General features: G+C 64.0%; 19 protein-coding genes. 15 read left to right on the top strand and 4 right to left on the bottom strand.

Translation table 11 applies throughout. The annotated features are described in order from the left end of the window. Nucleotides 1-264 (bottom strand): hypothetical protein (locus FHS96_RS28700; RefSeq protein WP_429600086.1); only part of this gene is annotated, 264 nt, incomplete at its 3' end. A gap of 299 nt (nucleotides 265-563) precedes the next feature. Here FHS96_RS28700 and FHS96_RS28695 point away from each other — a divergent pair. From FHS96_RS28695 to FHS96_RS28685, 3 genes are all read left to right on the top strand, one after another. Next, nucleotides 564-692, top strand: coding sequence for a hypothetical protein (locus FHS96_RS28695; protein WP_429600083.1), 129 nt, complete (start codon nucleotides 564-566; stop codon nucleotides 690-692). A gap of 70 nt (nucleotides 693-762) precedes the next feature. Further along, on the top strand, nucleotides 763-1,017 hold the full coding sequence (locus FHS96_RS28690) for a type II toxin-antitoxin system Phd/YefM family antitoxin (RefSeq protein WP_429600080.1): 255 nt from the start codon (nucleotides 763-765) through the stop codon (nucleotides 1,015-1,017). After that, nucleotides 1,017-1,442 (top strand): type II toxin-antitoxin system VapC family toxin, encoded by a 426-nt coding sequence (locus FHS96_RS28685; protein WP_429600078.1) that lies wholly within the window; start codon nucleotides 1,017-1,019, stop codon nucleotides 1,440-1,442. The genes FHS96_RS28690 and FHS96_RS28685 overlap by 1 nt, the downstream gene beginning before the upstream one ends. A gap of 741 nt (nucleotides 1,443-2,183) precedes the next feature. On the opposite strand, the gene FHS96_RS28680 is transcribed toward FHS96_RS28685, so the two are convergent. Next, complete coding sequence (locus FHS96_RS28680; protein ID WP_488168737.1) at nucleotides 2,184-2,846, bottom strand: FkbM family methyltransferase; 663 nt, start codon at nucleotides 2,844-2,846, stop codon at nucleotides 2,184-2,186. Here FHS96_RS28680 and FHS96_RS28675 point away from each other — a divergent pair. The 8 genes from FHS96_RS28675 to FHS96_RS28640 all read left to right on the top strand — a co-directional run bounded on the left by FHS96_RS28675 (nucleotide 2,811) and on the right by FHS96_RS28640 (nucleotide 8,899). Further along, nucleotides 2,811-3,566: a hypothetical protein gene (locus FHS96_RS28675; protein ID WP_488168736.1), complete on the top strand. Its 756-nt coding sequence runs from the start codon at nucleotides 2,811-2,813 to the stop codon at nucleotides 3,564-3,566. The genes FHS96_RS28680 and FHS96_RS28675 overlap by 36 nt on opposite strands. Continuing rightward, nucleotides 3,559-4,383: a PRTRC system protein B gene (locus tag FHS96_RS28670; RefSeq protein ID WP_429600073.1), complete on the top strand. Its 825-nt coding sequence runs from the start codon at nucleotides 3,559-3,561 to the stop codon at nucleotides 4,381-4,383. Before FHS96_RS28675 ends, FHS96_RS28670 begins: the two co-directional genes overlap by 8 nt. Continuing rightward, entirely contained in the window at nucleotides 4,380-5,039 is a 660-nt protein-coding gene (locus FHS96_RS28665) for a PRTRC system protein A (protein ID WP_429600070.1), read from the top strand. The genes FHS96_RS28670 and FHS96_RS28665 overlap by 4 nt, the downstream gene beginning before the upstream one ends. A gap of 55 nt (nucleotides 5,040-5,094) precedes the next feature. Then, nucleotides 5,095-5,787, top strand: coding sequence for a PRTRC system ThiF family protein (locus FHS96_RS28660; protein WP_429600091.1), 693 nt, complete (start codon nucleotides 5,095-5,097; stop codon nucleotides 5,785-5,787). A gap of 26 nt (nucleotides 5,788-5,813) precedes the next feature. Further along, complete coding sequence (locus FHS96_RS28655; RefSeq protein WP_429600067.1) at nucleotides 5,814-6,632, top strand: Mom family adenine methylcarbamoylation protein; 819 nt, start codon at nucleotides 5,814-5,816, stop codon at nucleotides 6,630-6,632. Next, nucleotides 6,629-7,300, top strand: a complete 672-nt coding sequence (locus FHS96_RS28650; RefSeq protein WP_429600065.1) for a hypothetical protein — start codon at nucleotides 6,629-6,631, stop codon at nucleotides 7,298-7,300. Before FHS96_RS28655 ends, FHS96_RS28650 begins: the two co-directional genes overlap by 4 nt. A gap of 30 nt (nucleotides 7,301-7,330) precedes the next feature. Next, complete coding sequence (locus FHS96_RS28645) at nucleotides 7,331-7,699, top strand: hypothetical protein (RefSeq protein ID WP_429600062.1); 369 nt, start codon at nucleotides 7,331-7,333, stop codon at nucleotides 7,697-7,699. Nucleotides 7,700-8,653: 954 nt separating this feature from the next. Then, on the top strand, nucleotides 8,654-8,899 hold the full coding sequence (locus FHS96_RS28640) for a DUF6894 family protein (protein WP_429600060.1): 246 nt from the start codon (nucleotides 8,654-8,656) through the stop codon (nucleotides 8,897-8,899). Here the strand turns inward: FHS96_RS28640 and FHS96_RS28635 are convergent. Beyond that, complete coding sequence (locus FHS96_RS28635) at nucleotides 8,880-9,317, bottom strand: response regulator (RefSeq protein WP_429600058.1); 438 nt, start codon at nucleotides 9,315-9,317, stop codon at nucleotides 8,880-8,882. The two genes, FHS96_RS28640 and FHS96_RS28635, sit on opposite strands and share 20 nt — an antisense overlap. A 167-nt stretch (nucleotides 9,318-9,484) precedes the next feature. Between FHS96_RS28635 and FHS96_RS28630 the strand changes: the two genes are divergently transcribed. Beyond that, on the top strand, nucleotides 9,485-9,697 hold the full coding sequence (locus tag FHS96_RS28630; RefSeq protein ID WP_429600056.1) for a hypothetical protein: 213 nt from the start codon (nucleotides 9,485-9,487) through the stop codon (nucleotides 9,695-9,697). 44 nt (nucleotides 9,698-9,741) lie between these two features. Here FHS96_RS28630 and FHS96_RS28625 read toward each other — a convergent pair whose 3' ends face one another. Then, complete coding sequence (locus tag FHS96_RS28625; RefSeq protein ID WP_429600053.1) at nucleotides 9,742-9,909, bottom strand: hypothetical protein; 168 nt, start codon at nucleotides 9,907-9,909, stop codon at nucleotides 9,742-9,744. 314 nt (nucleotides 9,910-10,223) lie between these two features. Between FHS96_RS28625 and FHS96_RS28620 the strand changes: the two genes are divergently transcribed. From FHS96_RS28620 to FHS96_RS28610, 3 genes are all read left to right on the top strand, one after another. Next, a complete protein-coding gene (locus tag FHS96_RS28620; protein ID WP_429600051.1) occupies nucleotides 10,224-10,718 on the top strand; it encodes a DUF736 domain-containing protein in 495 nt (164 codons plus the stop codon). A 128-nt stretch (nucleotides 10,719-10,846) separates the two neighbouring features. After that, nucleotides 10,847-11,350: a hypothetical protein gene (locus FHS96_RS28615; protein ID WP_429600048.1), complete on the top strand. Its 504-nt coding sequence runs from the start codon at nucleotides 10,847-10,849 to the stop codon at nucleotides 11,348-11,350. A 207-nt stretch (nucleotides 11,351-11,557) separates the two neighbouring features. Further along, complete coding sequence (locus tag FHS96_RS28610; protein ID WP_429600045.1) at nucleotides 11,558-11,872, top strand: hypothetical protein; 315 nt, start codon at nucleotides 11,558-11,560, stop codon at nucleotides 11,870-11,872. Nucleotides 11,873-11,878 lie beyond the last annotated feature (6 nt).

The raw sequence follows: 11,878 nt of genomic DNA, 5'->3' as shown, positions 1-11,878 counted from the left end.
CAAATCCAGCCATCCGGCCACGGCTCGCTCGGGTCCACATCCCAAGCTTGAATCACACCCCTGGCAGACGTTCAACACATTCTCAAACGGGCTCTTAGAAGCTTCGATGCTAGTTTTCGATAAGCTCTCAAAGGCGATGTCATCTTCGGGAACGCCAAACGTTTTTATGATCTGACTCTTGCAGATCGCTTCGTGCTCGGACGACGTCGCACCTTGGCAACCTGCCAGAGCCAGCGATGCCAAAACTAACATTTCCCGCTTCATCAATAGCGCCCCACACGTCCGATTTAGGCCGATTAGCTTGGGTATCATACGCCGTCGACCGAGCCGACGCGATTCTCGCGCCAGTTCTCGCCTGGCTCCGCGCGGCGCGACCGAGGTTCCGCGCCGCCCCTCTAATTCACCCATCGAAAGGAGGCCAGCATGGCCAGACCCTATATCCAACGGCGCACCCAGCTCCAATCCGCGCCTCTGGGCGACCTACAAGATCCACGCCTACCCGAACGGCTTCCATGAATGGCCGGGAGACCTCGCGCTGCCGGTCTGGATGCCCGAAGCGCGTCGTGGGTTCGACCTGCGCGCTCCTGGTCAATCTCGGTGATCAGCCGACGCTCGATGCGGCGATCGAGGCCTGCTGGATACACCTCACCGGTCTGATGTCCGGAGAGGCGGCCACCCCGAAGCCCGCCTGACCTTCCGCAAACCGCTGGACAAGATATTCGCCATAATGTATGTAGTTACGTAACTATTTTGGAGGTCGACATGACAACCGAGACGTTCACCAGCCGCGATTTTAATCGCGAGCCAAGCCGAATTAAACGCGCAGCCAAGCGCGCGCCGGTGATCATCACCGAACGCAACAACCCCGATATCGTGGTAATGTCCTACCAGCGATACACCGAACTGACCGCCGGTACGGGATCCTTTCTCGACCGCATCGCCATGCCCGGTCTCTCGGATGTCGATCTCGACATGATTCTGCCCAAAGGCGGACCGCAGGCAGCGATCTTCGACTGATGTTTCTGATCGATACCAACGTCGTCTCCGAGCTGCGCAAGGTCGCGGATGGCCGCGCAAATCCGGCGGTGACTGCCTGGTTCGGTACGGCCCATGACAGCGACCTTTTTCTCTCCGTGGTTTCGATCATGGAGATAGAACTCGGTATCGCGCGTCTGGATCGGCGCGACCCATTGCAGGCGGCAATGCTGCGGCGCTGGCTGCGCCAGCATGTCGAGCCCGCATTTAGCGACGGCATTCTGCCGATCAGCATAGAAATCGCATCGCGCTGCGCGCTGCTGCATGTTCCCGATCCGCGCCCTGAGCGCGACGCCTGGATCGCCGCCACGGCGCTCGTCCATGAGTTGACGATCGTGACGCGCAACGTCGCCGACTTCGCCAACTCCGGTGCCACGATCGTCAATCCATGGGACCATCTTTCCTGAACCGCCAGGGTCCGCTTCGCCGCGAAGAAGGCTTCGATCAGCGTGCCATCGACGCCGAAATGATCGCTCGAGAGGGCGCGAACGGCTCTGCCTCTCCGACGTGCAACTGATCTCCGCGTGACAGAGGATGGAAGCCAAAGGGGCGGCCCGGCGCGGCATCTTGGGGGATCATCGCGCCGGACCTGACCGAGCACGCAGCGGGTTCGCATGCCGGATTACTGTCATTTGGTAGAAGGGCGGCCCGAAGTCATGGAAGAAAAGGTTCAGCTTCGCGCTCGCGGGTGGGACGAAGGTTAGCCCCGGCCGTTCGATCCAATTTGGAAGCAACATTTCCGCGGTCGATATTGCTGGTGCAGAGCGTCAGCGGGCGCCGCATCCTCCGTTCACCGCCCCGCGAGATTGTCCCACGATCCGATGCGCGGTGAGGCTGGAGCCCAGCGAAGCCCGACTGCCGAACGGACCAGCGCGCTTGCAGATGCGCACCCACGAACGCACCTGCAGTCATTGACAGAAGGCATCGAGCGACGCGGATCAGTTCGCGTCGCCTTTTCTTTCGCCGAGGTCAGGCTTCCGGATCATGGTTGCGCCGGGAGCACCGCGATGGGAAAGCGCACGATGTTGCCCACCGCGGCTGCGCCGCGGACAACTCTGCGGCCGGTTCGCCGGTCAGTGCCTCGCTTCGGTATGATGCTCTGACAGATCAAGGAGAAAAGACGGGCCCAGCTTGGAGTATTGTGGGCCTCAAAGCTCCATTTGCAGACCTAGGTGCCGGCAGGCGGCGAAAACCATCCTAACCTTTTCTGCGGGAACGAGAATGTGATTCCATGCGTCAGAGAAGAACATCATCCTCTCACGTTGCCGCAGCGTACCGGGGGCCATGGCAAAGGCGAGGTAATTCTCTTCGATGATAAAGTCATCGATTGCAGTTCTCTCGGCATTGCCGAGAAGCTCGACTGTCAGGATCGGCCGATGCTTAGCAAGAAACTGCCTCCCTCCCGCTATAACAGCGTGCTCGTGGCCTTCCACATCGATTTTCATGAATGAAACGTGCTTATCGCCGACGTTTTGATCGAAGCTATCGAGTGTGATGGTCTGAATAGTTCTCTCGATATATTCGTCTCCCACCATCTCCGCGTGCGTGTGTTCGAGGGAGGAACTTGTGGAAACGAAGCCGCGATTGTTGATGGTTTCGTAGAAAGTGAACGATCCGGCGTTGCGTGACAAGCCCAAAGGTTCCACCGTGATTCGCTGAGACAGCTGCGGGTTGAGCGCTATGTTATCCTTGAGGAGCCTTCGAACAGGCTCCAAGGGCTCGAATGCTACGACTTCGAGCCCCCATGGCTCGATCCAGGTCGAAGTGTCGTCGAGATAGCCGAGCTGCTGACCATCGTCTTCACGGGCGATGAAGAACGTCCGCCGGCGCTGGGCATCATTTGCCAGAGCCTTGGCCAGATCGATCTCGGCTGGATCGAGGACAGCGACAACCCAACGGGATGGCGTGCGGCTGCCTACAAGGCCCTCGGCGGTACCCTCGGCAGCGTGCTCCCGATCTTCGGCTATGACGATCTCTTCGAGGAAATCTCGATCTACTATTGGGAAGGCGAAACCGACGACGAGGCTGCGCGCCAGACCCTAATCGACATGCACGGCGCCGACCCCGCCGATGCCGATGACATGGTGGTGCCGTCGACGATGAATGCGCGTCGGCCCGACTGGATGCTCGCGACAAAAGCCGCACGTCCGTCACGGATGCCCACTGAACTGCGCGAGGCGATCGCCGCGCTTCGCGGCGCGCACAAGCAGGTGAAGCGTTTCCTGGACGAGCAAAGTGCGTGGCACTTCGATCATGCCACGATCTGCGACTATGATCCGTCCTACGAGGATTGCTCGACGCTGCCGCCGCTGACGCTCGTGCCGTTCGAGCATTTCGCGCGCGAGCTCGACGATGTCGGCCGCATCGGCATGGAAACCCGCTTCCTCGATGTCGCCGGTCTCTGCCCGCTGACCGAACCCGACAGCATCGACCGCTGGTTCGCCTCTCTGCGGATCGGCGTCGACCTCCTGCTGGCAGCGCAGGCGCTGATCCAGCTCTACCCCAGCAACCCGGGAGACCCCGATGACTGATCATCCCACCCATTTCGAGCCCACCGCCGGCGGGCTCGCGCTGGCGAAGGCGATCCTGCTCTACAGCGGCAACAGCCGCGACATCACCAATGCCCGCGGCACGACGCGCAAGGTGGCGCCGGCCTTCGCCAGCATCCACCCCGTCGCACTCGACGATGACGGCACCCCCGTCATCGAGGCCGGAGCGCCCCTGTCGCGCGCGCAGCTCCGCCAGTGGACGGAGGCGCTGGGGCGCAATATCGCGCCCGAGATCCTTCCCGCCAATGTGCTCGTCGCCCACCCTGACATGCTCGCGTGGTGGACGCCCGCGCAGGTGCGCACTGCATGGTTCGCGCTGTCGAAGCCGCCGCAAGGGCTGCGCGCGCTGCACGAACGCGCGACCGTCAGGGTGCCCTATCCGGCGCAGCTCCTGATCGCGACGCATCGCGGTCTCGACATCTTCACGCTGCCCACCAGCGAGCGACCGAACGCCGAGACATCGGTGCTGCACTCGCCGATCCTCAACGTTTATGCCGACGGCTCGCTGTGCTGGGGCAATGTTGCGAGGCCGAGGACATTGGCTACCGCATCGATCCCCGAATTCGAGCGCGCGCTGTTCGATTCCTGGTCGACGCATCCTAATATCGGGCAGGAACTGACCGTCACGGGGCGCGGCGGCCTTGTCCGCCTCTGGGACGATCTCGCTGCGCGGGGTGCGACACGCTTCCCCGTGAAGCGGCTGAAGCCCTTCATAGCCAATCGGCAGCTCAGGAGCACAACGGCCCCGCCTGAGCCGATGACCGTCGGCCAGCTTATCGCCTTGAAGGCAGGCCGATGACCGTGATCGCCGACGATGCCACGGCGGCTGCGATCCTCGCCGCCGTGCCCTGCTATCCCGTACCGCCTATCGGCGCCTCGCCGGCGATCGACGCGCTACGCGACGCGCAGTCAGGACAAGGTCTTGCCATCGGCAAGGACGGCGTGATGCTGATCCTGCGCCGCCACTGGCTTGCGCTGGACGTGGCGATCACGCGCGCGCCCACGGCCTATCTTCCCTATGGCAGCATCGGCGCACCGCGCGCGGATCTTCGTTGCGGGCTTATTCCCGCTTCGCTGCGCGCCCGCATCGTCGACCATTTCGTCGCGGCGCTGCCCAACGAGGCGGCGGCATTCATCCTCTGGAACGAGACCAGCGGCGAATTTGCCATCGAATATCCGGAGATCGACGAGGCGACGCCATCGCGGCTCGTCTATCGCCCGCCGGCGCCGGCGCCAGGATGGCACATCGTCTGCGACGTCCACAGCCATGGAATTGGCAACCCCTTCTTCAGCGCCACGGACGATGCCGACGACCTCCACGCCGCCAAGCTCGCGCTCGTCTTCGGTCAGCTCGACCACCCTGCCGGGCCGGCGACAGCGCGGCGCCTGTGCGCTGGCGGCATGTTCCTGCCCCTTCCGCGCAGCCCCTTTGCAGGAGACCACCATCATGCCTGAGACCGGCGCACGCCACTTTCTCCCGCCCGCCTTCGCCAACCGCGCGATCCGCGTCATGCTCGTCGGCTGCGGCGGCAATGGCGCGCAGATGCTGATGGGGCTCGCCTCGCTCGACACCGCGCTGCGCGCGATCTCGACGCGGTCGCTCGATGTCATCGTCGTCGACGACGATACCGTCAGCGAGGCCAATCTCGGCCGCCAGCCCTTCTATCGCTGCGATCTCGGCGCCTCCAAGGCGCGCACGCTCGTCGAGCGCATCAACATCGCCCACGGCCTTGGCTGGCACGCGATCCACGGCCGCGCGCCACAGGACTGTGGCGTCGAGAATATCGACATCCTCATCACCTGCGTCGACACCGCGTCGGCGCGGCGCGCACTCGGCGCTGCGTGCGCGCGGAGCCCGTCGCCGCCGACATACTGGCTGGACCTCGGCAATCGCGCGACCGACGGCCAGTTCCTGATCGGCTGTCCCGAGCGCAGATTCGGCGGCGACCAGCATCGTCTTCCGACCGTGCTGGAATATTTCCCGGAACTTGCCGACGACAGCCGGCCCGACGACGACACGCCGTCATGCTCTGTCGCAGAAGCGCTCGAGCGGCAGTCGCTGTTCGTCAATCGCGTCGTCGCAAGCCATGCGCTGGCGCTGCTCTTCGACCTGCTCGGACGCGGCTCGATCGGCCATGCCGGCGCCTTCATCAATCTCGCGAGCGGCCAGGCCGTGCCGATCCCGCTGCCCCGCGCCGCCTGACCGCATCTCCATCGAGGATTAAGCCCATGCACACCAGCCGCTCGCAGCGCTGGCGCGAACGTCGCGCGCGCTGGACCGACGACACCGAGACCGTCGATCCGCGCAGATATTCGGTCGATGTCGTCGACCACGCCGCCGCGCGCGCCTTCATCGCCGCGCATCACTATCTCGGCACCTATCCGGCAGCGCATCTCAGCGTCGGCCTGTTCGGCCGCGGCGCCGCGCTCGAAGGCGTCGCCGTCTTCGCGGTGCCGACGACGCCGTCGGTCATCACCGCCCACACCGGCTTCGCCGATCCCCACGCCGGCTGCGCGCTCGCGCGGCTGATCCTGCTCGATCAGGTACCGCAGAACGGCGAGAGCCATTTCGTCGCGCGCGCGTTCCGCGTGCTGCGCGCCGAGCGGACGCGCATCGAATCTGTCGTCTCCTACAGTGACCCGGAGGCCGGCCATGTCGGGCGCGTCTACGCCGCGCTGTCCGCTGCGCACCGCGCTGTCACGCCGCCGCGCACCACACTGCAGATCGCCGGGGTCACCGTCTCCGGCCGCACCCTTTCCAAGCTGCGGCTCGGCGAGCGTGGTCATGGCGGCGCAATCGATCGCATCGTGTCGCTGGGCGCACCGAAGCCGGCGATCGGCGAGACGCCCGCCCAATGGCTCGACCGCCTTGTGCGCGAGCATCATCTCACCCGCCATCGCCGGCGCGGTCTCTTTGCCTATTGCTTCGAACTGACCCGGAAAGCGCGCCGCCGCGGTCGCCGTCTTCCGCGACTGCCTTACCCCCGCACCGCGATCGACCCGCAGGGTGCGCTCGCCTTCCTGCCGGCGGCAGGATCACCGGAATGACCCGTTCCACCCGCGCCGAGGTGCGCAACCCGGTTTTGGCATTGCCAGCAGCCTGCCGGCTCCAGCAACTCGACCCGGATGCACGGGATGCGCTGCGCGCCGTCCTCCTTGATCTCCGTAACGATGCGCGCGAGCGCGCGAACGAATGTTGGCGCCGCCAAAAAGCGCCGATGGCCGCCTATTGGAAGGCGGTCAGTGTCTACGCCGGTCATATCGCCCGCACCCTGGCGGCCGCCCCACCGGCTCAGCCGCAAAGGAGAGGGGGAGAGGGGATTGTGTCCCAGGACAAGGGGTCCGGGACGCACGCCCAGGAGACCGACATGAGCCGCCACATTCTTTCCGCCCGCACCGATCGTCCCGATGTCGCGGATGCCGCCATCGGCTGGGATCGGCCTCTTCAGACCTATTTCGCCTCGGTCTACGTCAACGTTCCTGGCAAGCCGGGCAAGACGCGAACACTCATCTGTCGCGGAGACCGTCCCGGAGACCTTCCGACCGCCGCCGACGCCATCGCGATCGTCGAACCGCATGCAATCATCCCCGATGATCTTCTTGCGACGCTAGAAGCGGATCGCGCGGCGACGGCAGGGCACCGCGACACACCGCTGCAGATGCAGATGAAGGCGTTGCTCGCCTCGATCGGCAACGACCCGCGACGCGCGTCCTGATCGACTGCGGTAGCGATAAGGGGACAAGCCATGCCCACGAAATTCAGCGTTGTTCAACCCGACGACCGCACAACGTCCGACCGCAAGCTCGAAGCCGCAGAGCACATCGCAATCCTATTGATCCGAACGGAAGCCACCTTCGATGTGGCCATCGGCCAACTGGCCCTTCTCGGTGCGTCGATCGCCAATACTCGCGTTGGCGCGGGCATGGCAGCCGAGTTCACGCAGGGCAGCCTCGAAGACCTTGCATCGACGTCCACCGCGACCGTCGCCGCTCGCCGCGCTCTCGTCACCACCCATAGACGACTTGCCGCGATGCAGCGGGGTGCCGGACTCGGCGCGATCAGCTTCGGCGCAGGCGACGGCAAGCCTCTTCCTGTGCCCAACAGCGTACCCTAGTGGCCTCGGCGGTACCGACTGCAAGCCGGCTTCAACATCACTCCTCTGCTGAACATTCCGCGTCGATGCCGAAGCGGAGTGTTCGGTGCCTTTGCCCACCAGAGCTCACATAGCAGCAAATCTTGAAGGCATGGAGCCACGCCATGACCGATGCCTCGACCAATCAGATCGCAGACTCTCAAGCCACATTTGCCTAGATACTGGTGGACCCTGCGCTGCGCAGGCGCGCCGAAGAGGCCGCCCACGAGATGCTTCGTGACCTGATCGGGAAAGGTTACTCGGATACGACACATCGTGTTGCGACCGATCATGTTCTCTGCTTTGCGCGGATCGCGATCCGCAATGGTCCATCGCTTGAGGCTGCGCGGCCACGATCAATGTCGTTGGTGGGATTGGCGCCCTGCTGCTAGGCGCACTCAGCGCGATCGCGCCCTTGCTGCGCGGCGAGAGCTACACCAACGGCGATGCCATTATTGTCACCTGGTTTGGGGTGTGGGGCTCTCTGGCGCTTCCTATAGGCCTGCTTCAGCTTCGACGTTTGAAATGACAACCGCAGGCGGCGCGGCACGGCGCTCGACAAGCGGCGCAAGCTCATGGAGGCGTGGGAGGCGTTCTTGAGCGGGACCATGCCGATCTAAGTTCGGCGCCCCCGGCATGCTATTCCTGCATCTCAGGAACATCGGGTGTGCCCTGGGATTGGCATTGCATCCGCGGCGCCGTGTGCGGCAGATACTTGGTCGGCGGGGCTCGGCTCCGCCGCCTTTTTCATTACGTGTCCGTGATGGCAGTCACGGGCGATCCTCACTATTGCCAGTAGGTCGCCGGCAGCCGCCTTCTTTGAGCGGAGGCGGTTAGGCTCGGCGGCGTTCCCACGGCGCCGCCGGGCCGCATCCGAATTAGCCGCATCTAACCTCGGTTGGCGCATCCAATTGAGGTTTATGGCATTTTGGCCGCATGGCTCGATACTATCTGCACTTCTTCAACGAAGACGGTGAGCTTCACGATGGTGAGGGGTTCGTGGCCCCTGACAAGGTCGCGGCCTGCGATATCGGTTTGCGCGCAGCCGGTGAGATAATCGCGGCGGAAATCGCAAACAGGCTGTGCGACGTGACCTTTACGCTCCGTCTTGATGACGAGAACGGGCGTCGACTAGCGACGATCCCAGTCAGAGCGAGTGTGCCTATCCATTTGACTGCATAGCGTCGCCGCTGCGATCCTGGCCGGTCTCGGGCTCGCTAAAGCCGCTGGCGGCGTCGCTGACGAGTTTCTCCAGCGCCGAGCTTAGCCCCACTGTCGAGAACGGCTTGCAGAGGTAGGGTAGCGTCGCGAGCACGGGAGGAAGCGCCTCGCGGTCATATCCGGTCACCACCAGCGTCGGAATTGCTTGCTGGGCCAGTTGTTCGGCGACGGCGTCGCTCAGCGTGCCGCGAAGGCCGGCATCTAGGATCGCAGCATCAACATCGCCTCGTTGAACGAGCGCGAGCGCGCCGTCTACGCTGTTGGCCATTTGAACACGCGCACCTCGGCTCTCCGCCATAGCCGCTATATCGTCAGCCAGCAGATACTCGTCTTCGACAACGAGGAGATTCAAACCGGCGAACGGTTTTTGGCTGCTCATGGATTGCTCCAACTCCAGCCCACAGCTTTATCAAGCTAGCTTGAGTGCCGAAAGTGGCGAATCGGCTCAACCGGTCTTCCGCCCGGTTCATCGCTTTGGGTAAGTGGGAGTTCAGGAACTGATCGGCTGTCGGACGGTTCGACTCGCGCCCGAGCTTGGAGGTGGCAATGGCTCAAGATGTAGTTGGGTCCGCGAGCGGTGACGAACGGCTGCAGAGCTACCGCTACTATGTCAGCCGCGCCCAAGCGAGCATAGATGCCGCAAACGCGGAAAAGCTGCCGCAGCGCATGCGCATTCACCTGGAGGCGGCGAAACGCTGGACCTCACTTGCGGAGAAGGCGGCGTTCGTTGAGCGGCTACGATCCGCGCGCGTGCAGTAGAGCATTTCCTGCAGCCCCCTCCGATCTGGTCCTGCAGTCATTCGCTAGACTTGATGCGGCTTTGCCACGTCGCCAATTTCGATTTCCGTGATCTCTGCGGCATAGCGATCAGCGAGCTTCCTTAGCGCCTCCGCCGCATCGTCATCAAAAATCGCCGCGGCGAGCCTATGGCAACGCAAAATCTGTGCGTTGAGATGGTCAACCCGACTCATGCGGTCCGGCATCAGGCAGCAGAAAAGGCCCCGCACTATAATAAGTTGAACTCTGCGTCCGGCGGCCGCGTCGGCGGGATGTTTCGCTGTGACCGATCATCATCCAGCTGGCCAGCAGCCTCGGCGCGCGAGCGGGAGGTGATCGAGGCGGCGGTGATAAGTATTCAGTGACTCCGATCAGTCCCCCGCGCGGTTACCCGCTCGAGACAATGCGCTGACGCGCGCGCTCGGCCAGACGGCCGAGGAGGGGAGGGGGCGAGGGGAAAATATCTCGGACGAAGGGTTCGAGAGAAATTTTTTCAGGAGTCACCACCATGAACATCGGTTCGCTCAAGCAGAACGCTTCCGGCACCTTTACCGGTCGCATCTCGACGATGAAGGCTGCGATCACCATTGCGCTGCGCGCGGTGAGCTCGCCGAACGAGAGGGCACCCAAGTACGAGATCTTCGGTCTTTCCAGTGCAAAGAGCTGGGTCCAGATCGGCGCGCTGTTCGAACTGGAGTCAAACCGCACCGGCGATGCCTTCCTCAACGGCAAGATCGACGATCCGAGCTTTGCGGCGCCGCTCCACATTTCCGCGTTCCGCCAGGAGGACGGCTCCTACAACATCGTCTGGTCGCGGCCCGATCGTCGCCGCAGTGCCGACGCCGCGCTTGAGCGTCGCACCGCAGACACCATCCCGCCGCTCCCCGGCGAAGAAGGCAACGACGCCACGCCCACCGGCGAGAGCGCCGGTCTCGGCAACAGCACGGCGCAGCCTGCGTTCGCCGGCGGCTCCGACACCCTGGACGACGACTTACCGTTCTGATCACCCCGCGCGTCCCGTCTCACCGCGCACGCCTGCAGGGTCCGCTTCCGGCGAAGCGGACCCTGTTCTTGTGCGCCCAGCGCGGGCGGCCCTCGGCCGCGCCGGCGCCGCACAGCAGGAGACATTCCATGCCCGTATTCGACATCGGTGGCGCTCCCGCCGAGGAAGATTGTGCCCAACTCGGCCACACCGACGGCTTTGCTGCGATCAACCGCCTCGAGGTCGAAGCCTATCAGGCCGCGATCATCGCCCGCCACGGACCGCCGCCCACCGGCTGCCGCTTCCGGACGGTGCGCAATGCGCATGACTTCGGTACCTATCTGACGCTTGGTCTTCACCTCACGGATGCCGACAGCGAGGGCGATACCGCTGAGATCGAAGCCTATTTCACCCGGGTCGAATGCGGGCTTCGCTCGTGGATCGAAGCCGGCTTCACCGCCCCGGTGCGCTACGACGGCGCGACGCCGATCGAACTGCGCACGCTCGACGAAACCATCGTCGGTGCGCTGCTTACCACCCGGCCCGGTCCCGACGGGACGTTTCCCGTCGCCGACTTCGCCACGCTCCATGGCAACCTTGCCGCCGCCTATCCCGCGCAGGCCGCGGTCGCCGCTGCGCGCCTCGCGGGCTGATCATAAACAGGGCCGGCATGCGCCGGCTTCTCCATGATGGAGATCCATCACAATGGCTGACCGCTCGCCCGCGTCGATTACAATCGGCGGCTCGATTTCATCCGCCCTCTATTGCGAGCTTTGCGATCTTATCGCGGCTGAGGCTCTGACCACGACTGGGACGGCGAACTGTTCCGGCCCGAAGATCATCGCAGCGGCACAGCGCTCATGCTTTATGCGCACGAGGCTGCATGGGGCCGCTTCGAGGCGATCGAGGACTGGTGCATGGCCAATGGCCTGCACTTCGCACGCTTCTCCGACGCCCGTCCCGGTTCATGGGGTTCGAGCCGCACGCTTTATTTCGGGCGCGGCGAACCGCTTACCTGTCCGGCCAGCGAGGACGGCGAGATCCTGCTCAACCGAGCCACTGCGCAGGAGCTTGGCTCGTTCACCGCAATCCTCCTCTATTTCGACCATGGGGGTGCGCCGATGCCACCCCTGCTTATCACACCGGAGACTGATCGCCCCGCCAACGACGGCTGATCGGCC

Source organism: Sphingomonas zeicaulis, assembly GCF_050433225.1.
Classification (GTDB): Bacteria; Pseudomonadota; Alphaproteobacteria; order Sphingomonadales; family Sphingomonadaceae; genus Sphingomonas_D; species Sphingomonas_D zeicaulis.
Note: the sequence above shows the minus strand (reverse complement) of the source record. Positions and strands in the feature narration are given on the sequence as shown.